General features: G+C 48.0%; 18 protein-coding genes. 15 read left to right on the top strand and 3 right to left on the bottom strand.

Annotated features, from left to right (window positions below):
* The 10 genes from KAH19_RS00405 to KAH19_RS00360 all read left to right on the top strand — a co-directional run bounded on the left by KAH19_RS00405 (window position 1) and on the right by KAH19_RS00360 (window position 11,590).
* The gene (locus KAH19_RS00405) at window positions 1-858 is read left to right on the top strand and encodes a ChaN family lipoprotein (protein WP_210684672.1); all 858 of its coding nucleotides are present in this window, start codon (window positions 1-3) and stop codon (window positions 856-858) included.
* A 94-nt stretch (window positions 859-952) separates the two neighbouring features.
* Window positions 953-2,962 (top strand): TonB-dependent siderophore receptor, encoded by a 2,010-nt coding sequence (locus tag KAH19_RS00400; protein ID WP_210684671.1) that lies wholly within the window; start codon window positions 953-955, stop codon window positions 2,960-2,962.
* A 115-nt stretch (window positions 2,963-3,077) separates the two neighbouring features.
* Entirely contained in the window at window positions 3,078-3,698 is a 621-nt protein-coding gene (locus KAH19_RS00395; protein ID WP_210684670.1) for a MotA/TolQ/ExbB proton channel family protein, read from the top strand.
* Window positions 3,695-4,102: a biopolymer transporter ExbD gene (locus tag KAH19_RS00390; RefSeq protein ID WP_021720604.1), complete on the top strand. Its 408-nt coding sequence runs from the start codon at window positions 3,695-3,697 to the stop codon at window positions 4,100-4,102. Before KAH19_RS00395 ends, KAH19_RS00390 begins: the two co-directional genes overlap by 4 nt.
* 2 nt (window positions 4,103-4,104) lie before the next feature.
* Window positions 4,105-4,881, top strand: a complete 777-nt coding sequence (locus KAH19_RS00385; RefSeq protein ID WP_210684669.1) for a TonB family protein — start codon at window positions 4,105-4,107, stop codon at window positions 4,879-4,881.
* Window positions 4,882-5,664: 783 nt separating this feature from the next.
* Window positions 5,665-6,429: an AAA family ATPase gene (locus tag KAH19_RS00380; protein WP_210684668.1), complete on the top strand. Its 765-nt coding sequence runs from the start codon at window positions 5,665-5,667 to the stop codon at window positions 6,427-6,429.
* 10 nt (window positions 6,430-6,439) lie between these two features.
* Window positions 6,440-7,951: a nitrogenase component 1 gene (locus KAH19_RS00375; protein ID WP_210684667.1), complete on the top strand. Its 1,512-nt coding sequence runs from the start codon at window positions 6,440-6,442 to the stop codon at window positions 7,949-7,951.
* Window positions 7,948-9,171 carry a nitrogenase component 1 gene (locus tag KAH19_RS00370; protein WP_210684666.1) on the top strand — a complete coding sequence of 408 codons (1,224 nt, stop codon included), beginning with the start codon at window positions 7,948-7,950 and terminating at the stop codon, window positions 9,169-9,171. The genes KAH19_RS00375 and KAH19_RS00370 overlap by 4 nt, the downstream gene beginning before the upstream one ends.
* 27 nt (window positions 9,172-9,198) lie before the next feature.
* Window positions 9,199-9,621 (top strand): flavodoxin, encoded by a 423-nt coding sequence (locus KAH19_RS00365; protein ID WP_210684665.1) that lies wholly within the window; start codon window positions 9,199-9,201, stop codon window positions 9,619-9,621.
* Between the two features lie 262 nt (window positions 9,622-9,883).
* On the top strand, window positions 9,884-11,590 hold the full coding sequence (locus KAH19_RS00360) for an ABC transporter ATP-binding protein (RefSeq protein WP_210684664.1): 1,707 nt from the start codon (window positions 9,884-9,886) through the stop codon (window positions 11,588-11,590).
* Between the two features lie 164 nt (window positions 11,591-11,754).
* On the opposite strand, the gene KAH19_RS00355 is transcribed toward KAH19_RS00360, so the two are convergent.
* The 3 genes from KAH19_RS00355 to KAH19_RS00345 form a co-directional block, all read right to left on the bottom strand.
* The gene (locus KAH19_RS00355; RefSeq protein WP_210684663.1) at window positions 11,755-11,958 is read right to left on the bottom strand and encodes a hypothetical protein; all 204 of its coding nucleotides are present in this window, start codon (window positions 11,956-11,958) and stop codon (window positions 11,755-11,757) included.
* An 82-nt stretch (window positions 11,959-12,040) separates the two neighbouring features.
* Entirely contained in the window at window positions 12,041-12,874 is an 834-nt protein-coding gene (locus KAH19_RS00350) for an Rpn family recombination-promoting nuclease/putative transposase (RefSeq protein WP_210684662.1), read from the bottom strand.
* A 324-nt stretch (window positions 12,875-13,198) separates the two neighbouring features.
* Window positions 13,199-14,011, bottom strand: a complete 813-nt coding sequence (locus KAH19_RS00345) for a MerR family DNA-binding transcriptional regulator (protein WP_210684661.1) — start codon at window positions 14,009-14,011, stop codon at window positions 13,199-13,201.
* Between the two features lie 144 nt (window positions 14,012-14,155).
* On the opposite strand from KAH19_RS00345, the gene KAH19_RS00340 reads away from it, so the two are divergent.
* From KAH19_RS00340 to KAH19_RS00320, 5 genes are all read left to right on the top strand, one after another.
* Window positions 14,156-16,012, top strand: coding sequence for a TonB-dependent siderophore receptor (locus KAH19_RS00340; protein WP_210684660.1), 1,857 nt, complete (start codon window positions 14,156-14,158; stop codon window positions 16,010-16,012).
* 22 nt (window positions 16,013-16,034) lie between these two features.
* On the top strand, window positions 16,035-16,955 hold the full coding sequence (locus tag KAH19_RS00335; protein WP_210684659.1) for an ABC transporter substrate-binding protein: 921 nt from the start codon (window positions 16,035-16,037) through the stop codon (window positions 16,953-16,955).
* A 129-nt stretch (window positions 16,956-17,084) separates the two neighbouring features.
* Window positions 17,085-17,849, top strand: coding sequence for an AAA family ATPase (locus KAH19_RS00330; protein ID WP_210684658.1), 765 nt, complete (start codon window positions 17,085-17,087; stop codon window positions 17,847-17,849).
* A gap of 9 nt (window positions 17,850-17,858) precedes the next feature.
* Window positions 17,859-19,220, top strand: a complete 1,362-nt coding sequence (locus KAH19_RS00325) for a nitrogenase component 1 (protein WP_210684657.1) — start codon at window positions 17,859-17,861, stop codon at window positions 19,218-19,220.
* Window positions 19,217-20,440 (top strand): nitrogenase component 1, encoded by a 1,224-nt coding sequence (locus KAH19_RS00320; protein WP_210684656.1) that lies wholly within the window; start codon window positions 19,217-19,219, stop codon window positions 20,438-20,440. Before KAH19_RS00325 ends, KAH19_RS00320 begins: the two co-directional genes overlap by 4 nt.
* The last annotated feature ends 99 nt before the right edge of the window (window positions 20,441-20,539 follow it).

Genomic DNA, 20,539 nt, shown 5'->3' with positions numbered 1-20,539 from the left:
ATGAATAAATTCATGAAAATAATCGCTCTTAGCATGGCAATGCTGTGCCTGGGCGCAGGTGCCGCAGGTGCGGCGCAGTTCGGCGATGCGCAGAGCGGTAAAAATTTAACAGCAGTGCAGCTGGCAAGCAAGCTGCAAAAGTATGATGTAGTCTTCTTTGGTGAATATCATGACCAAAGTGAAATACACCAATATGAATTAGAGCTTTTGGAGGCAATGTATAAGGCAAAAGGCGCGAAACTGGCCTTATCCATGGAAATGTTTGAGGCAGATAACCAAAGTAAGTTAAATAACTTTCTGGCAGGCGCTTTGAGCGAGGAGGATTTCCTGGCCACCGCCCGCCCCTGGCCTAACTACCGCACGGATTATGCTCCGCTGGTAAATTTTGCCAAAGAAAAGAAAATGCCCGTTGTTGCTGCTAACGTACCGCGCTTTTTGGCGGCGCACGTAGCGAAAAACAACGCTTCGACGGAGGGCGTGGAGGCGCAGTATCAGCAATGGCTGCCCAAGCATACCTATGCTCCCGAGGGCGCGTATAAAGAAAAATTTTATGCGCAGATGAGCTCCCCGGCAGCTCCGATGAAGATGCCGCCAGCGCGTTTAGCAGCAGTTTATGCGGCGCAATGTCTGAAGGATGACAAAATGGCCGAGAGCATTGCTGCGTTCAGCGATGCACATCAGAAAATGCAGGTTCTGCATATCAACGGCTGCTTCCACTCCGACGCGCATCTGGGCACGGCGCAAAAGCTGGAAGCCTTGCGCCCAAAGCTCAAGATTGCCGTAATCACACCGCTGGAGCGCAAACAGAAGGGCGAAAAGCCTGCGGGTGATTTTGTCGTTTGGTTCGACAGAAAATAAATTCTTCCGATATTTTTTTATCCGTGGGTTAGCGGCTGCTGACCTTGCGGGTGTAAAATATACCATAAAAATAAGCAGAAAAAAGAGGTGCATTATGAGAAATTTAAACAAAAAGAAGATAGCCTTACTCACTGCCTGCGTTGTCAGTGCAGTTGGCCATATGGCATTTGCTGCTGAGGCAGATAATTACGATGAATACAGCGGTGCGGATTATGTTGTGACCGCTACCAAAACACAGCTGGAGAAAAAAGAGGTTCCGCAAAGCGTTGAGGTTATTACCCAAGAGGATATCAAAAATACTGCTGCTTATAACGTGCGCGATGCCTTGCGTTTTGCAACCAACATTGATGTACAAGAGGTTGGCATGACCGGCAATGTGGTTATGGTTCGCGGTATGGAAAGCAAGCACACGTTGATTTTGGTTGACGGTCGTCGTATGGCTGCCGAAAACACCGGTTCTACAATGAATGCCTATGAGCTGAGCCGTATCAATCTTGCAGATGTAGAACGCATTGAAGTTATTCGTGGCAATGGTTCTGCTTTGTATGGTAGCGATGCTATGGGTGGTGTTATTAACATCATTACAAAGAAAGCCAACCAAGAGCATGCAAGTATCGGTGCTCATACCGGCACTAAAGAAATGGGTACAAACTTCTATTATTCTTCCGGACGTCAAGGCAAAGTAAGTGTAAAAGCCAGCGGCGGTATTGAAGATGTCCGTAAAGAGGTTAGCGGCTATTACAATAAAACCAAAGGTTATGATACTAGCAGCTCCAATATGTATGGACCTCGCCGTTTCTTAAATCTTGGTTTTGATTATGCCTTTGATGCTAACCGTGGTCTTGCTTTAGATTTGAATTTTATGCGTGAACAGTTCACCAGTAATAGCAGTGAAGGCACTGACAAAGGTGTTTATAATTATGATAACAACCGTTCCGATTATGCTTTGACCTATTATGGCAAGGATAATAAAAACGATTATAATCTGCGTATGTATTACAATACATTAAAGAAAAGCAACGTAACAAACGAAAATAATGCTATTACCGATTTTGACCATACCTCGTATGATACTTTGGTGTTTGAAGGCAAAAACAGCATGAAGCTGAATGATAAAAACACTATGACTTATGGCGCTGAATGGACTACGACCAATATGCGTGGTACACGTTTCGGCGGTGGCGGTGATAACAAATATAGCGAAACCTTTGCAGGTATCACTAAAGCAGGTTCTGAAAAGGATGTAGATACTTATGCTGCTTATCTGCAGGATGAATGGAAAATTACTGATAAATGGCTGCTTATTCCTGCTGTGCGTTTTGACCATCACAATGCCTTCGGCAGTCATACATCTCCTAAAATCGGTACTACCTATAGCTTCAGCGATAATAGCCGCTTTAAGGTCAACTATGGCAAGAGCTTCCGTGCGCCGACAGTATATGAATTGTACTCTACCATGGATAAACGCATGGGAATGATGAATGTTCAGGTCTTAGGTAATCCTGATTTAAAACCTGAGAAAGCAACTAATTTCGACATCGGTTTTGAAGCAGAGCAAGGTAAATGGTCCGGCAAATTAGGTTATTATCATAATGAAATAGATAATCTTATTGATTCTGATATGTTCTACCGTGGCTATGTTCCCGGTGTCGGCATGGTTGTCAAGAGCAAATACTACAATGTAGGCGAAGCGGAAATCAGTGGTGCAGAAGCAGAGGTTGGTTACAATTTCAATGATAATTGGAATGTTAAGGCTACTTATAACTATACGGATGCCAAGGATAAAACCACTAATGCTCGTCTGAATAACAGAGCAAGACAAAACGGTGTTGTTCAATTAAGCTATACCGATAATGCTGAATTGCCGTTTACCGCAACTTTGTGGTCTAAGTGGTATGTAGATTATCTGTACAAGGTTTCCAGCAATGTTAATACCTATACCTTTAACACGTTTAACTTTGTTGCAGACAAGCAAATTACTAAAAATCTGCATGTTTATGCTGGTGTAGACAATATCTTTGACAAGACCTTACCCTATGATGAAAATCATAGCTATACTATCGATGGCCGCACCTGGCGTGTAGGCGCAGAGATGACCTTTTAATTAACTCAGAGTTTTGATTCCATAATATACAGCATACTGCTCCTTTCTGTACTTTGGGGAGCAGTATGCACCTCCTGTAAAAGTACGACAGCATTTGTGGATTTGTGAGGAAAATATGCAGGCAATAACAGATTTGATAATGTACTTTCATAAGGGCGGACTGGTTATGTGGCCGTTGCTCGCCTGTTCTATAACTGTGATAGCAATCGCCATTGAGCGGTTTATATATTATAAGAGCGTGGACAGCGGCGCTGTCTTTGCCTCCCGCTATTGTGCCGCCGTGCGCAGCGGTGATTTTGCTGTGGCGACGGAGCTGGCGCGCAAGGGCAGCGGCCAGTGCGCACAGATGCTTGCCGATGTGGCGGCAATTGCAGGCGGTAAGGAAGAAAAGAGCGCCTTCCTCGAAAGCCGTGCCGGTATTTTTATGGCGACGCTGCGCGATAAGCTGGATTATCTTGGCATTATCGTAACGATGTCCCCGCTTCTGGGACTGCTGGGCACTATCGTGGGCATGATCGGTGCCTTCAGCATTTTCAATGTAGAGGCAGGTGCGCCGATAGCGATTACCGGCGGTATCGGCGAAGCGCTGATTGCGACGGCGACAGGCTTGTGCGTAGCTATTCTTTCGCTGTGCGCGCATTCCTATTTCGCTCACCGTATGGACAATATGATTACGGATATGGAGCAGTGCTTCAGCGCGCTGCTGGAGGCTGAAACAAGGAGAGCAAGAGCATGAAGCTGCGAGATGTGCGTAACAGAAAAACGCCGCCGCTGATGATTATCCCGATGATTGATATTATGTTCTTCCTGCTGGTCTTTTTTATGCTGAGCACGATGTATATGATTGACCTGAAAACGATTCCGGTGAAGCTGCCGCAGGCTAAAAATGCGGCGACGGATACCACGACAACCTTCGCCGTGACGATGAAGGCCGACGGCAGCATTTATTTGGGCGATGCCCAAACGGATGCGGAGGCCTTGGCGCTGCAGGCAGGGCTGGAGCAGAAGAAGAACAAAAACTTCGCCGTTGTCATCCGTGCGGAAAAGGCGCTGGAGTACGGCGAGGTGATTAAGCTGGTAGATAAGCTGAAGGGCGCAGGCGTAGCACGCTTCGGCCTGGCAACGGATGGCGGTAAGTAACGATGAAGCAGATAGAAAAGCTGCAGGCGAAGGCACGTCAGCGCTTTGGCTTTTGCGGTTCACTGATAATACATTTTATATTGTTCGTCGCACTGGCGTTTTCCGGGGTCTTTGCCATGCAGCCGCCGGCTGCGGATGTTGACACCGTAGTGTTCTTTGATGCCGGAGGCGGCGGTGGCGGTGGCGGCGATGAAGCTGTCGCTGATGCTGCCGAAGATGGCGAGGAGCAGGTAGAGGATGTCGTGGAGGAAGAAACGATAACTTTGCCTGACGGCAAGATAGAGCATAAGCAGGTTGTGAAGCATGTGCCTGCAGGTGCAAAAAAAGGCAGCGGCAGTGGCAACGGTAGTGGCAGCGGCGGCGGTCACGGAACCGGCCATGGCACAGGCAGCGGCAGCGGTATTGGTGCAGGCAGCGGCAGTGGCAGCGGCGGCGGTCACGGTGCGGGACACGGTAGCGGCATTGGCGACGGTGCAGGCCCCAGCATTGCACGCAATCCCAAGGTGCCTCCGCGTGTAGCCTCTACTGCGGCTCCGGTTTATCCGCAGGCACTGCGTGATGCGGGAATCGGCGGGCGCGTTGTCGTGCGTGGCGTTGTAGGCATCGATGGGCGCGTAGAAAGCGCCGTAGTAGTGCGCTCCAGCGGCAACAGCACTCTGGATAACAACGCCCTCAGCGCCTTTTACAAATGGCGCTTCAGTGCTGCTAAAAACGACGCCGGCCAAAAAGTACGCTGCTACTTCGTACAAGGCTTCCCGTTTGTAATTGAATATAAATAATAGGCTTGCACGCGAAAACTAGGCATAATGTTATAGAACGCAAACGTAAGGGAAGCAGGCTATACTTCGCTTAAACAAAAAGCACGTCATTCTTAGCTAGTACGTTCAGAACGTAACCCTTGGCGCTGCGCAGACCGGAACGGACGACGGGCTCGCTAGAACTACGATGTTAAGCGAACTGCGCAAGCAACGGACAGGCACAGGAATTTTTCGCTGGAGTGTTGACGAACCCTTCGGAAGCACACCACGCAAAAATCAGCGACGTGAAAAATTCTGCGAATCTAGTCGCCGGAATCCGGCGAAGCAGCCGTTAAGGGCGTTTTTTGGATACTTTTTGCCGCCCCGGGCAAAAAGTATCATAGCACGCAAGCGAAACGGAAGCAGGTTTGTACTTTGCTCAAACTTTCGTCACGCATGATAGGCTAAACTTAGCAAAAATTTTCAGCACACAACCCTTGGCGCTGCGCAGACCGGAACGGACGACGGGCTCGCAAGAACCATGATGTCAAGCGAACTGCGCAAGCAACGGACAGGCACAGGAATTTTTCGCTGGAGTGTTGACGCATCCTGCGGATGAACGGCACGCAAAAATCAGCGACGTGAAAAATTTTGCGAATCTAGTCGCCGGAATCCGGCGGAGCAGCCGTTAAGGGCGTTTTTTGGATACTTTTTGCCGCCCCGGGCAAAAAGTATCATAGCACGCAAGAGTAAGGGAAGCAGACTATCCTTCGCATTAAACATCAATAATAACCCTCAATAACTATAACCCATAAGGAGAAAAACATGAGAAAAATAGCAATCTACGGTAAAGGCGGCATCGGCAAATCCACCACCACCTCCAATTTATCCGCAGCCCTCGCATTAAAAGGCTACAAAGTAATGCAAGTAGGCTGCGATCCCAAAAGCGACAGCACCAAAAACCTCATGGAAGGCAAACGCATCCCCACAGTATTAGAACAACTGAAAGCAAAAGGCGAAGCCTTGAAATTAGAGGACATTGTATTTGAAGGCTTCGGCGGCGTTCTGTGCGTAGAAGCCGGCGGCCCCACCCCCGGCATCGGCTGTGCAGGCCGCGGCATCATCTCCGCCTTTGAAAAGCTGGCAGAGCTGGAAGCCTTTGAAACCTACAAGCCTGACATCGTCATCTACGACGTATTAGGCGACGTAGTCTGCGGCGGCTTCGCCATGCCCATTCGCGGAGGCTACGCACGCGAGGTATTCATCGTATCCTCCGGCGAAATGATGGCCCTCTACGCGGCAAGCAACATCGCCCAGGCCATCAAAAACTTCGGCCGTCGCGGCTACGCACGCTTAAAGGGCATCATCCTCAACGCCAAAAACATCGATAATGAGCAGGAGCTGGTAGCCAAGGCTGCTGCAGAAATCGGTACCGAGGTTGTGCAGTACGTACCGCGCAGCGGCGATATCCAAATTGCCGAAAATCAGGGCGGTACCGTCAGCGAATTTGTCAAGGATTCCCCAATGGTGCAGGTATACAACGAATTAGCCGAGCATGTGCTGGCTATGAGCGAGGACGAAGAAGAATAGGAGGCAGTACATGGACTTAAAGGAAGATGCAATGTGGAAGATGGCCGAAAAAATGGGCATGCCCAAAAGCGCCATCGAAGCCATCAAGGCCAAGCAGAAAAACGGCGGCAAAAGCGCTATGCCCGACATGGGCAAGATGATGAGCATGATGCAGGCCATGAAGGGTGACAAGAAGGACGAAATGCGCAAAATGGCTGAGAAAATGGGGATGCCACCGCAGGCTGCAGGCATGGACGGCAACGAAATCTTAGGCCGTCTTAACCGCTTGAGCAAGGTGCAGACGATCAAGGATGTGCCCCAGCTCACGACAGCGCTGTTCCCCGGCACCCACTGTCCGCTGATGGGCGCGGCGATGGTGGCAGGCGGTATCGACGATTGCCTGCTGGTAATCGTAGGCACGGACGAATGCAGCTATTACACCAAAAGCCTCACCATCAACGAGCGCTACGGCGGTATTGCGGGACGCTGCGTTTCCGTAGTGCTCGACAGCCATGACGTGACCTTCGGCAGCACTGAAAGCATGCACAAGGCCTTCAAAGAAATAGTGGCGGAATATCAGCCGAAATGCGTGATGCTCGTCACCACCTGCGTAATTGAGGTAATCGGCGATGATTACGACGCCATTGCCGCAGAGCTGACGAAGCAGTACAGCATTCCGGTAATGGCGGTGCACACCGAGCACTTTAAGTGCGAGGATCACTTCCCCGGTCTGGAGCGCGCCATCACTGCCTGCGCCGCCATGATGCAAAAGCAGGACTGTGACGGTAGCGTCAACGTTCTGGGCCAGCGCATGGGCAACTTTGCCGACACGGAGCTGCACGCATTTTTAGCGGCAGCAGGCGTCAAGCTAGGCGTACAGCTGCCCAGCGGCTGCACTGCTGAAGAAATCCGCCGTGCTCCAGCAGCGAAGGTAAACATCGTCGTGCATGATATTGCGCTGCCGTTGGCGCAGACTATGCAGGAGCAGTACGGCATTCCTTACGTTTACTTCAACCGCTTCGCAGCGCCGGAAAAAATCCTGCAGACTTATCAGCATCTGTTTAATTATCTGGAGCTGCCGCTGCCTGCGGAGATTGGCGCTAAGTTTGAGGAATGCAAGGAAATGGAGCAGCAGGTGCTGCCTGACGTAAAGGGCGTGCCCTATATCTACGGCAATACGCAGTATGACTGCTTTGAGCTCAACAGCTATCTGTGCAGCCTGGGCCTGGTGCCGCAGCTGATTCAGAGCAATAAGCTGAGCGAGGCTAATTTTGCTGATATCGAAAGCATTCTGGCGCAAACCGACCCGTACATCTGCAAGTCGGCGAATATCGCACCGCTGCAATATGTTTACGACGTACTGCATCCGTGGTTCTATATGGGCCATGAGTTCGGTGAGCGCCTGCGCCGCAAGGGCATTGCCCTGCTGCACAGCGACCCGGCAGGCAAAATGCTGGGCTTTGAATGCAGCAGCTTCATGCTGCAGGCAGTGGCGAAGGCTGTAGCCGACGCAAAGAAATTCAGAGAGGAGGCCGGCCTGTGAGCTTAGTAAGATTTTTACCGACACCGTCGGACAGAATGGGAATTATCTGGAGCCTTTTGGCCGTACAGGGCGCTATCGTGCTGGAATACGGCCCCGCCGGCACCACGCACTACAGCATGGGCTTATACGGAGGCTTGGGCCTGCGCTTTCAAAACCGCCTCTTCACCACGCATATGAGCGAGGATGATGTTGTCATGGGCGATGTAACACGTCTGGAGGAAGCAATTATCGAACTGGATAAAAGCTATGCGCCGAAGGTTATCTTCGTCGTAGCCTCTTCCGTAACTGCCGTCATCGGCACCGACATCAAGGGCGTGTGCCGTTATATGCAAAACGAGGTCAAGGCTAAGCTTGTGGCCTTCGAGCAGGGCGGCTTCCGCGGTGATTACAGCGTCGGTTTGGCGGAAACCTACAAGCTGCTCGTGCGTAATCTGCCAAAGAAGGATGCAGCGCAGGAGGCAGGCGTGTACAACATCATCGGCGCCTCTGCGTGGCGCTACCGCATGGCAAGTGACATCTGGGAGGTAAAGAGCCTGCTGGATGAAGCGCTGGGACTGCGCTGTAATGCCTGCCTTTGCTGCGACACCAGCGTAGACGAGCTGCAGGCTATGGGCAAGGCACAGGTAAATATTGTGCTGGGCAATGAAGGCCTTGCCGCTGCCAAATATCTTGAAGAAAAGTTCGGAACGCCGTATGTTTATGCCGTTCCCTACGGCTACAGCGGCACCGTAAGCTTTTTGGAGCAGGTAGGCGTAGCAGTTGGCAAAGCTCCTGAGCCCATAGTGCTGATGCGCATCAAAATGAAGGAAAAGGGCATGTCCATGCTCAGCATGTTTACCATGATGGGCGGCAGTAAGCCAAGGCAGGCAGCTGTTAAGGGAGATTATGACCTGGTGCGTGGTGTGGGCGCTTTTCTGGAGCAGGTAGGCATCAGCGTGACGCACAAAATGTGCGCGCACAGCCTGAAGGCCATTACCGAACCTGCGGCAGATGTAGAAGCCTACGCCGAAGAGGGCGAATGGCTGCAGAAAATCCGTGAGCTGCGCAACACGCTGCTTTTTGCGGATGACGTGGCGCTCACGCAGGCAGATGCAAGCAACATGAAGGTGCTCATCAGCGCACCGTTTATGAATGGCGTAGTGGCAACACACCTGCCGTTTATGGGCGAAAAGGGTGCTGATTTCCTGCTGGAGCAAATCCAGGGTTATTATCAAAAGTAAAGTCTAAAGCAAAAGGAGGACACTATCATGAAACAAATTCCTGTAATTTTTTGGACCGGTACCGGTAATACACAAATGATGGCTGACGCTGTTGCGGAAGCAATTAACGCTGCCGGTGCGGAGGCTGTTGTAAAAAATGTCAGCGAAATCACTGCTGACGAGGCTGCAGGCTATGAGGCTTTGGCATTGGGCTGCCCGGCAATGGGTGCAGAGGTGCTGGAGGAATGCGAATTCGAGCCGTTTTTTACCGAGCTTGAAGGCAAGCTGGCGGGCAAAAAGGTAGCACTCTTCGGCTCCTATGGCTGGGGCGGAACCTATATGCAGGACTGGGAAGCACGCGTTAAGGACGCGGGCGCAACACTTGTAGCTGACGGCGTACTGGCGCTGGGTGCTCCCGATGACGAAGCAATGGCCAAGCTGGCGGAAGCAGGCAAGCTGCTTGCCGAATAAGGCTTAAGCAACACAAAAACTGCCTTTCAATTTTCGGAAGGCAGTTTTTTAGTGAAGCGCCTGCATTATAGCATTTAGCGAATAACTCGCTTAGTGATATTATTTGATAATACATCCTATTGACCTTATACCTGCTATATAGTGTAGACTGTATCATTATAAAATAAAGATTATCATGCTGCGGCAGCGTTTTGCGCCAAGTACATCGGCAAAAGCTGCTGCCTGCGCTTTAGAATATATGAATAGAGGATAGGAAAGCTTTATGTTCAAAACATTTATCAGCTATTATAAACCGTATAAGGGCATCCTGCTCTTTCTCGTGATAGGCTCGCTGCTGCGTGCACTGCTCGAGCTCTTCTTTCCCTATGTAGTGAAGCTGATGCTGGAACAGCAGCTGCCGCTTAAGAATCTGCCGCTGCTCCTTGAATGGTCGACGGCACTGCTGGCCATGTATCTGGTAAACTTCGGCATGCATTTCAGCATCATCTACTGGGCGCAGTCCATGAGCTATTCCATGGAACGCGATATGCGCCGCGACTTGTTCAGCCATCTGCAGAAGCTGTCCTTCGGCTTTTACGATAAAAACAAAAGCGGCCAGCTGCTTTCGCGCCTCACCAGCGATTTGAGCGAAATTAACGGCTTCGCAGGCAATGCGCCGATTGATCTTATCGTCTGCGGGCTGACGATGGGCGGCACTATGGTTATTCTGATTTACATGAATCCTATGCTGGGCAGCCTTATTGCCTTCCTGCTTCTGGTGAAGGCAGTGCATACCGTTTTCGTCAACCTGCGCATGAAAAAGGCCTTCTTTGCCAATCGTGTGGCAATGGGCGAGGTAACGGGCAAGGCTGCGGAAAGCATTAACGGCGTGCGTCTGATCAAAGCCTTCGCGGGCGAGCGCAGCGATATGGCGCAGTTTATGGAAAAGGCGGATGCCTATCTGACGGTATGTAAAAAATCCTTTAAAATAACCTCCTATTTCGTCGGTAGTATGATTTTCTTCAGCAACTTTATCAATGTGGCGATATTAGTCGTGGGCGGTCTGCTGATAAATCAGGGGCTGATGAGCTTCGGCGAGCTGGTGGCCTTCTTCCTCTACGTGGGCCTGTTTATGAAGCCGCTGATGCAGCTTTTAGGCTTCATTCAGGTATATCAGCGCGGCATGGCAGGCTTCAAGCGTTTTTATGAGCTGCTGCAGGAAAAGCCCGAGATTATTGATGCATCGGATGCTAAAATTTGTCCGCCCTGTAAAGGGAATATTACCTTTGATAACGTCAGCTTTGCCTATGCGGACGGCAGACCTGTTATCCGCAATCTTTCGCTGAATGTGGCAGCAGGTGAAACCGTGGCCTTTGTGGGCGCTACGGGAGCAGGCAAAACAACGATTGCCAGCCTTTTACTGCGCTTTTACGAGCCTCAGAGCGGCAGAATTTTGCTGGACGGCTGTGATATCCGTGAATTTACGCAGGAATCACTGCGCAGGCAAATCGGCCTGGTGCAGCAGGATGTCTTTCTCTTCGGCGGCAGCGTGCGCTACAACATAGCCTATGCTAAACCGGATGCGACAGCGGACGAGGTGCAGGCGGCAGCGAAGGCTGCGGCGGCGGATGAGTTCATTCAAAAGCTGCCTGCGGGCTACGATACCGAGGTGGGTGAGCGCGGCGTGAAGCTGAGCGGCGGCCAGAAGCAGCGCTTGGCGATTGCGCGTGTCTTCCTCAAAAACCCTCCGGTAGTAGTGCTGGATGAGGCTACAAGTGCGCTCGACAATATTACTGAGCAGCAGATACAAAAGGAGCTCGACGAGCTGGCGGTAGGACGCACCACGCTGATTATTGCGCACCGTCTTTCCACCATCCGTCATGCGGACAAGATTGTGGTGCTTGACGAAGGCGCTGTTGCGGAATGCGGCAGCCATGAAGAGCTACTGGCGCGCAAGGGGCGTTATTATGATTTGTATCAGAAGGAGTAAAGCAGAGGCTTGCGGATGCAAAGATAATACAATAAAATGGTGCACGATGTTAAAGCGTGCGTTGGGAATGCAGAAAACCCATGTCTTGCCGATTTCGGCGGGACATGGGTTTTTAGTGCTTTGTGTTTAATTTTTTATTTTGGTATTAGGCTTGCTTTACGTGCTTAAGCTTCTTCCTTCAGCTTCTCCACATCAGCGAGAGATAAATTTGTAAGCTCTGCAATATCCTCGAGAGAATAGTAGCCCTTGTCCAGCATACGCTTAGCAGTAGCGAGTTTCTCTTCAGCAAGGCCAATCTTCTTGCCTTCAGCAATGCCCTCAGCTTTGCCCTCACGTCTTTCATCTAACAAACGCGCTTCCATAAGCATAAATTCCCGCCTCACTTTCGTATCTGATTTGAGATAGCTGATTTCATCGTCAATCTGCTTGGTGAAATCAGTATTAGAGTGCTTAAGCTTCTTCCTTCAGCTTCTCCACATCAGCGAGAGATAAATTTGTAAGCTCAGCGATAACCTCGAGAGAATAGTAGCCCTTAGCCAGCATACGTTTAGCAGTAGCAATATTGGCATTTGCTTCGCCTTCAGCAATGCCCTCAGCTTTGCCCTCACGTCTTTCATCTAACAAACGTGCTTCCATAAGCATAAATTCCCGCCTCACTTTCGTATCTAATTTAAGATAGCTGATTTCATCGTCAATCTGCTTGGTGAAATCAGTAGTTACAATGTGGTTGTTTACATAATCATAAAAGCTCTTGATGTCTTTAGAAATATCGCCATGCGTACCTTTTGTGTTTAAAATCATAGTTGTCGCTTCATCAGGAAGCTCTAACTCCCGATTTTTCAGACAACATTTTTTAAAGGTATAGACATAATTACCCTGTTCAAATAAATCAAAAACGCAGATAAAAATGATAAAGGTCGGTGGCAGCAGGTCATAAGGCTGTCCCTTCTGCAGCAAATCAATATCAAGCAGCGCCTGATAATAGCGTGAGCGCTTGGGCAGGACGTAGGTATCCGTATCGGGATTTTTATTATTTTTCACCTGCATCTCCAGATTATAATGCGTGTTTTTATCGTCCGCTACGATGATATCAAGGCGGATGCCACGGCTGGTGTACTCAGGCTCAAGCGTCTTTTCTGCCTCCAGGTACTTGATGTCCGCAATCTCAATCTGCAGCAGCTCCTCCAACAGATGCTTGCAAATGCGCTTGCGCGACATAACCTTTTTGAAGATGAAGTCACTTTGAATCGTCAGGTTTGCAAATTTTGTTGCCAGGTCTTGCATGGTTTTTCTCCTTTCATTTTAACACAGATGCAATAAAAAATACATAAGCAGCGCAAAAACAAAAAAAGAGCAGTACCATGACGATTAAAAATCGTCAGTTTGTACTACTCTTAGAATGTACCAAATAAAAATAAATGGCCTTGCTTAAGCTTCTGCAGACAAAGTGCATCTGCAGGGTATACTGCTTATTTAATTGTCCGCAGGTAAATGAGCCGGAGGCGTAAGCTTACTTGCGGTTTTGAAGAACTTAGTTTAAGTTTACTTGAAATACAGGGGAATGTCAAGGAAAGAGTGGCGGTAAACATTATACTTACTATAATCAGTTTATAATACGGGTACTTCTATTTTAGAAATGAAGTTGTCATGCGAATCGGTTGACCAGTAATTTCTTAATGTTTTGATATAAATAATATTATTTGTTTTTAAATTTAGTGCTTGACAAAATTTAATTAAAAACGGTTTTGCTGTATTTACCGCGTCGGCAAAATTGGTATTAATGCAGATTTGCAGATACAGGCCGTAAGGTTTTATGTAATTGTGCCTTTTTTTATTAGTCTTGCAGAAAACTTTGTAGGATTCCGGAGAAAAATCGGTAATTGTGTCATTAAAAATAAAACCGCTGATACTATATTCTTTAAGCCCGTTTTGGTCGACAGCCGAATTCAGCAGGGTGGCAGCAGCTAAAAAACGTTCCTTTTGTGGTAACGAAAGCGGGATTTGCTCACTTACCAAAAAATATTCCTCTTCTCTATAGGACAAGGTAATTTCGTTCAGTTTGCAATCATTGTAGATGTTTATAGTATTAATTTTAGATTTTATATTATCACATAATTTTGTAGTGAGCTCTATTTGCTTTGTCAATTTATGTAATTGCTTATTGAGCAGAGAAAGCGTATCTTCAGGGGTGCGGTGCTCCAAAAAATTCTTTATATCGTTAAGGTGGAAGCCCATTGTTTTCAAATCCAAAATAATTCCCAAGATGAAAAACTGTTTCAGCGAGTACATGCGATAACCGTTCGAATCTACATAATCAGGCTTAAACAAATCCTTTTTATCGTAGAAAATCAGCGTCTGTTTTGATATGTTATATAATTGCGCCAAGTCACTTGCGTAAAAGAAGTTGCTTTTGTTTACCATTTAAAAATCTCTCCTATTGACATTATAGTTACTATATGGAGTATACTGTATCATCATAACATAAACAACATAATAATGCTAGAGTATAAGCATTAGGTGAGTGTATGAGTGTTTGATGAAGTTGTTAGGAGGTATTGTATTTTTATGTTGAAAATGAACCGAAAAAAAGTTGCCGCTTTATTCATGATTTTGGGAATTTTGCCTCAAAGCGTAAGCTTTGCAGCAGAAAAGCTGGATCAATATAATTTGGACGAAATTGTTGTAACAGCTTCTCAGGAGAAAATTAAGCAGGAGCTGAATACTCCCGCTACTACTGAAATTTTCACTGCGGAGGATATTAAAAACTACAACGGCAGCAACGTACAGGAAGTACTGGAATATGCTGCTGGCGCAATTGCCGCTCAACCTACCGGTGTTGGCTCTACGTTTGGTATGAGAGGTTTGACCGGTGCAAGCCGTAACCCGACTATTCTGGTTGACGGTGTTCCTTTAAATATGCAGGGCTTCGGTAACCTGGACGCTATTCCCGTTAATGCTGTTGAAAGAATCGAAATCATCCGCGGTACCGGCGCAGTTCTTTACGGCACCGATACCTTGACCGGTGTTATCAATATCATTACCAAGCAGTCCCAACAAATTTCTGCAAGTGCAGGCTACGGCAGCAGAGGCAAGCGTCTGGCTACCTTGAATGTAAGCGAAGATAAATTCGGTATGGCATATACACATGACAGAATTGCGGAACGCAACTGGTACACTGCTAAGAAAACATCTCAAGGCAAGTGGATGGAGAAAAACAGTGTTATGTTAAAATATAAGCCTAATGATAACTTATCTATGAGATATATGCTAACTGATAATCAGAATAATTACGATAAGTTTAAAGCCTTAAAGAAGACCGGCTCTAATGAAACAAATATTTTATTCCATGACCTGAATGTAGCATATAATAATAAAGGTTTGGATGTTACCGTCTTCGGTCAGAAACGTAAATACAAAAATGATGCTTATAACGCAGCTTATGAGCTGATGCCCAAGAGTTCCCTGCGCAGAACTAGCTGGAACTATGGCGTAGACGCTAAATATAATTTCGATATCGGCAAGTTTAACATTACTACCGGTGCAGAAATGGCTTTGGAAGCAGATTCTCATGGCAACGTTAAGGGCACCTCCTTCGGTCTGGATATGATTAAACGTCACAGAAAGGCTGTATATATTCAGGCAGTTGACAATATGACCGATAAAACAACCTTATCCTTCGGCGGCCGTGAAGTAATGTATGACGACATGAAGAATGAATTCCTGCCGTCCTTACAATTACTGCACAAGCTTAACAATAAGGATACCGTATTCCTGAACGTCAACAAATCCTTCCGTATGCCTACCATCGGTGACCAATATTCCGACAGCGATTCTATGATTTTTAATGATGACCTTGGCCCCGAAACCGGCTGGAACTATGAAATCGGATGGAAGAAGCTGTTGTCTCCGCGTGAATTCTTAAAGGTTTCTTTGTACCATCTGGATATCAGCAACAGAATCTTTACGCAGAAAATCGACGATGACCACAGCATGGTTGTCAATGCCAATAAATTCAAAAACACCGGCTTAGAGGTTTCCTATGAAGGCGTTTTGAGCGACCACTGGAGCTTCAAGACCTCTGTTGCATATTCCAATCCTAAGCAGATTGATAAACCGGGTGCCGATTTCAGAAACTGCGATGATAAGCTGCTGATTAACAGCGTTTTAGGCTATAAAAACGGCAAGCTGGCAACCAATTTGTTACATCAATATGCTGCTATGCGTTATCTGTCTTACGCACCGTATTCCGGCAATGGCATCAAGCAATATCTGAGCTTTAATGCTACCTATCAGTTCGATAAAGAAAACAGCGTGAAATTTGCTGTCAACAACATTCTGAACAGAACCGAAGAGATGGCTGCTTCCAGAGGCTGTCTGCTGCCGTACCGTGACTGGTTTATTACTTATGAAAGAACATTTTAATAAAATGCTTTGAAGGTGAACAATGAAAAAGCTGTTTCTGGTAATAATGGCATTGTCCTTATTGTTAGTCACCGGTTGTGGCAAGGAGTCCTTGTCCTCGCAGGAGCAGGGCAGCGGTTATACTGTTGTTGATGCCAGAGGCAAAAAGATAACCTTTGCATCAGCACCTAAAAGAATAGTTTGCTTAAATTACAGCGCTACAGATATTTTGACGGACCTTATACCGACAGAACGGATAATTGCTACGGATATGTGGGCAAGGGAAGAGGATTTGTCGAACTGCTACGAAAAGCTGAAGGGCATACCTGTATGCGAAAATAATCCTGAGCAGATTATGAAATTTAAACCGGATATTGTTATTCTGACTGACGGCAGAGCTAACGAGCTGGCGGACACTCTTGACAGTGTTGGCATCAAGACCTGTGTCTTGCGTCAGCCCAAGACTATACAGGAAATTCCGGATTACATTAAAATTGTTGGTGAGGTAGCAGATACTAAGGCTGCTGCCGACAGCCTGGCAGAAAAGGTTGCTGCATATATCAAGGCTTCTGCCGGTGGACAGAAAATCGAAAGTGTTCTGCTGATTCATCCTAACGGCGGTATCGGTCAAAAGGGCTCGATGCCTGCCAGCATCTGTGAAGCATGTAATATTGAAAATCTGGCTGCAAAATATGATTTCCCGCAGTCCTCTTATCTCAGCAAGGAACAGATTATTGCTATGAATCCCAAAAGACTAATAGTATTGGATTGGTCCTTTGGCGGACAACATAAAAATGCCGAGATACGCAAGGAAGAAATTTTGAATGATCCCAGCTATCAGACTGTTTCTGCTGTGCAGAACGGGAAGGTTGTTATTGTACCGATGAAATATATGCATTGCTCCAGTCAGTATGTGATGAAGAATTTGGAAGAATTAAAACGTATTATGCGCACTACCCTATAATATAAAAACAAGCAGTGAACTAAGAAAAATAGTTCCTGCTTGTTTTTTAGAATATGGAAATATATGGTATGGGGAAAGTTTATGTTCAAAACATTTCCCAACTATTACAAAACATAAAAGGAGAAGGTTATGAGAAAAATTGCAATTTACGGTAAGGGCGGTATCGGCAAATCCACCACCACCTCCAATTTATCGGCAGCACTGGCCTTAAAGGGCTACAAGGTTATGCAGGTAGGCTGTGACCCGAAGAGTGACAGCACCAAAAACCTTATGGAGGGCAAACGCATTCCGACAGTATTGGAGCAATTAAAGGAAAAGGGAGAGTCCTTGAAGCTGGAAGATATTGTTTTTGAAGGCTTCGGCGGCGTACTGTGCGTAGAGGCCGGCGGACCTACTCCGGGCATCGGCTGCGCAGGCCGCGGTATTATTTCTGCCTTTGAAAAACTGGCAGAGCTGGAGGCCTTTGAAACCTATAAGCCTGACATCGTTATCTATGACGTATTGGGTGACGTAGTCTGCGGCGGCTTTGCTATGCCTATTCGCGGCGGCTACGCACGCGAGGTATTCATTGTATCCTCCGGCGAAATGATGGCTCTCTATGCGGCAAGCAACATTGCCCAGGCAATTAAAAACTTCGGTCGTCGCGGTTACGCACGCCTGAAGGGCATCATTCTCAACGCCAAAAATATTGAAAATGAGCAAGAGCTTGTGGCCAAGGCTGCGGAGGAAATCGGTACCGAGGTTGTGCAGTACGTTCCGCGCAGCGGCGATATTCAGATTGCCGAAAATCAGGGCGGTACTGTCAGTGAATTTGTTAAGGATTCTCCGATGGTACAGGTATATAATGAGCTGGCCGAGCGTGTTTTGGAGCTCAGCGAGGACGAAGAGGAATAGGAGAAAAAGATGGATTTACAAGAAAAGGCAAGGCGCAAGCTGCAGGAAAAACTGAGCGGGCCGCCGCAGGCTGTTGGTATGGATGGCAACGAGCTTTTAGGACGTCTGAACCGTTTAAGCAAGGTGCAGACAATTAAGGATATTCCCCAACTGACGACAGCACTCTTCCCAGGCACCCACTGTCCGCTGATGGGTGCAGCTATGATTGTCGGCGGCATCAAGGATTGCCTGCTGGTTATCGTGGGTACGGACGAATGCAGCTATTATACCAAAAGTCTGACTCTCAGCGAGCGCTACGGCGGTATTAACGGGCGCTGTGTTTCGGTAGTGCTCGACAGCCATGATGTAACCTTCGGAAGTGCCGAAAGCATGCACAAGGCGTTTAAAGAGATTGTGTCGGAATATCAGCCTAAATGCGTAATGCTTGTGACTACCTGCGTTATTGAGGTTATCGGTGATGATTATGACGTGATTGCTGAGGAGCTGACAAAGCAATATAATATTCCGGTAATGGCGGTGCATACCGAGCACTTTAAGTGCGAGGACCATTTTCCTGGCTTTGAGCGCGCCATTACTGCCTGCCAAAGCATTATGCAGCCGCAGAAATGTGATGGCAGTGTAAATGTTTTGGGACAGCGCTTCGGTGATTTTGCGGATACGGAGCTGTATGTGCTGCTGACAAAGGGCGGCGTGAAAATAGGTGTACAGCTGCCAAGCGGCTGCACAAGTGACGACATCCGTCGCGCTCCTGCAGCAAAGGTCAATATTGTTGTCAATGATATTGCCTTGCCGTTGGCGCAGAAGATGCAGGAGCAGTATGGCATTCCATATGTTTACTTCAACCGTTTTGCCGCGCCGGAAAAGATTTTACAGGCATATCAGCATCTGTTTGACTATCTGGAGCTGCCGCTGCTTGCGGAGGTCAATGCAAAATTCGACGAATGCAAGGCGTTGGAGCAGGAGATTTTGCCTGTTGTGCAGGGAGTGCCGTATATTTTTGGCAATACGCAGTATGACTGTTTTGAGCTCAACAGCTATCTGTGCAGGTTGGGAATGGTCCCGCAGCTGATTCAGAGCAATAAGCTGCGGGAGGAGGATTTTGCGGATATCGAAAGCATTTTGGCAGCTACTGATCCGTATGTCTGCAAGGCGGCTAATATAGCACCGCTGCAATATGTTTATAATATACTGCATCCGTGGATTTACATAGGACATGAATTTGGTGAACGTTTGCGCCGCAAGGGAATTGCGCAGCTGCACAGCGACCCGGCAGGAAAAATGCTGGGCTTTGAATGCAACACCTTCCTGCTGAAAATTTTGCAGCAGACTGTGGCTGATGCCAAAGTATTCAGAAAGGAGGCTGGCCTGTGAGCTTAGTAAGATTTTTACCGACACCGTCGGACAGAATGGGAATTATCTGGAGCCTTTTGGCCGTACAGGGAGCCATCGTGCTGGAATACGGCCCTGCGGGTACTACGCATTACAGCATGGGCTTATACGGCGGCTTGGGCCTGCGCTTTCAAAATCGCATGTTCACTACGCATATGAGCGAGGATGATGTTGTAATGGGTGACGTAACACGCCTGGAGGATGCCATCGTTGAATTGGATAAAAGCTATGCGCCGAAGGTTATCTTCGTCGTAGCCTCTTCCGTGACTGCCGTCATCGGAACTGACATCAAGGGCGTGTGCCGCTATATGCAAAATGAGGTCAAGGCCAAGCTAGTAGCCTTTGAACAGGGAGGCTTCCGCGGTGATTACAGTATCGGCTTGGCAGAAACATATAAGCTGCTCGTGCGCAATCTGCCAAAGAAGGATGTAGCGCAGGAGGCGGGCGTGTACAACATCATCGGCGCCTCTGCGTGGCGCTACCGCATGGCGAGCGATATTTGGGAAGTGAAAAGCCTGCTGGATGAAGCGTTGGGACTGAGCTGCAATGCCTGTCTTTGCTGCGATACGAGCGTGGAGGAGCTGGAGGATATGGGCCTGGCACAGGTGAATATTGTGCTGGGCAACGAAGGTCTTGCGGCTGCCAAATATCTGCAGGAAAAATTCGGTACGCCGTATGTTTACGCTGTTCCCTATGGTTACAGCGGCACGCTGAGCTTTTTGAAGCAGGTTGGAGATGCGGTAGGCAGGGAGCCGGATTCTATGGTGTTGCTACGCCTGCAAACGAAGGAAAAGAGCCTTTCCAGACTCAGTCTTTTCACTATGATGGGTAACAACAAGCCAAAGAAGGCTGTAGTTAAGGGCGATTATGATTTGGTGCAGGGCGTGAGTGCCTTTCTGGAGCAGGGCGGCATCACTGTACTGCACAAAATGTGTGCGCACAGCCTGAAGGCGATTGCCGAGCCGGCGGCAGCTGTGGAAGCCTACGCTGAGGAAAGCGACTGGCTACAGGTAATCCGTGGCTTGCATGATACGCTTATTTTGGCAGATGATGTGGCGCTGCTGCAGGCGGAAGCCGATAACACGAAGGTGCTTATCAGCGCTCCGTTTATGAACAGCGCTGTGGCAAACCATCTGCCGTTTATGGGCGAAAAGGGAGCAGACTTCCTGCTGGAGCATATGCAGGCGTACTGCAGAAGATAATAAAAAATAGCGCACGCTCTTAAAGTGTGCATTGAGAATAAAGAAAACCCATGTCCTGCCGATTTCGGCGGGACATGGGTTTTAGTAATTTTTTATAAA

This window comes from Phascolarctobacterium sp. Marseille-Q4147, from assembly GCF_017968825.1.
GTDB lineage: Bacteria > Bacillota > Negativicutes > Acidaminococcales > Acidaminococcaceae > Phascolarctobacterium_A.
The sequence above is the reverse complement of the archived record's forward strand: the minus strand, read 5'-3'. Positions and strand labels throughout refer to the sequence as shown.

Coding starts and splice junctions, on each gene's coding strand:
- KAH19_RS00405 (WP_210684672.1), top strand. CDS start 1: ATGAATAAATTCATGAAAATAATCGCTCTTAGCATGGCAATGCTGTGC.
- KAH19_RS00400 (WP_210684671.1), top strand. CDS start 953: ATGAGAAATTTAAACAAAAAGAAGATAGCCTTACTCACTGCCTGCGTT.
- KAH19_RS00395 (WP_210684670.1), top strand. CDS start 3,078: ATGCAGGCAATAACAGATTTGATAATGTACTTTCATAAGGGCGGACTG.
- KAH19_RS00390 (WP_021720604.1), top strand. CDS start 3,695: ATGAAGCTGCGAGATGTGCGTAACAGAAAAACGCCGCCGCTGATGATT.
- KAH19_RS00385 (WP_210684669.1), top strand. CDS start 4,105: ATGAAGCAGATAGAAAAGCTGCAGGCGAAGGCACGTCAGCGCTTTGGC.
- KAH19_RS00380 (WP_210684668.1), top strand. CDS start 5,665: ATGAGAAAAATAGCAATCTACGGTAAAGGCGGCATCGGCAAATCCACC.
- KAH19_RS00375 (WP_210684667.1), top strand. CDS start 6,440: ATGGACTTAAAGGAAGATGCAATGTGGAAGATGGCCGAAAAAATGGGC.
- KAH19_RS00365 (WP_210684665.1), top strand. CDS start 9,199: ATGAAACAAATTCCTGTAATTTTTTGGACCGGTACCGGTAATACACAA.
- KAH19_RS00360 (WP_210684664.1), top strand. CDS start 9,884: ATGTTCAAAACATTTATCAGCTATTATAAACCGTATAAGGGCATCCTG.
- KAH19_RS00355 (WP_210684663.1), bottom strand. CDS start 11,958: ATGCTTATGGAAGCGCGTTTGTTAGATGAAAGACGTGAGGGCAAAGCT.
- KAH19_RS00350 (WP_210684662.1), bottom strand. CDS start 12,874: ATGCAAGACCTGGCAACAAAATTTGCAAACCTGACGATTCAAAGTGAC.
- KAH19_RS00345 (WP_210684661.1), bottom strand. CDS start 14,011: ATGGTAAACAAAAGCAACTTCTTTTACGCAAGTGACTTGGCGCAATTA.
- KAH19_RS00340 (WP_210684660.1), top strand. CDS start 14,156: ATGTTGAAAATGAACCGAAAAAAAGTTGCCGCTTTATTCATGATTTTG.
- KAH19_RS00335 (WP_210684659.1), top strand. CDS start 16,035: ATGAAAAAGCTGTTTCTGGTAATAATGGCATTGTCCTTATTGTTAGTC.
- KAH19_RS00330 (WP_210684658.1), top strand. CDS start 17,085: ATGAGAAAAATTGCAATTTACGGTAAGGGCGGTATCGGCAAATCCACC.
- KAH19_RS00325 (WP_210684657.1), top strand. CDS start 17,859: ATGGATTTACAAGAAAAGGCAAGGCGCAAGCTGCAGGAAAAACTGAGC.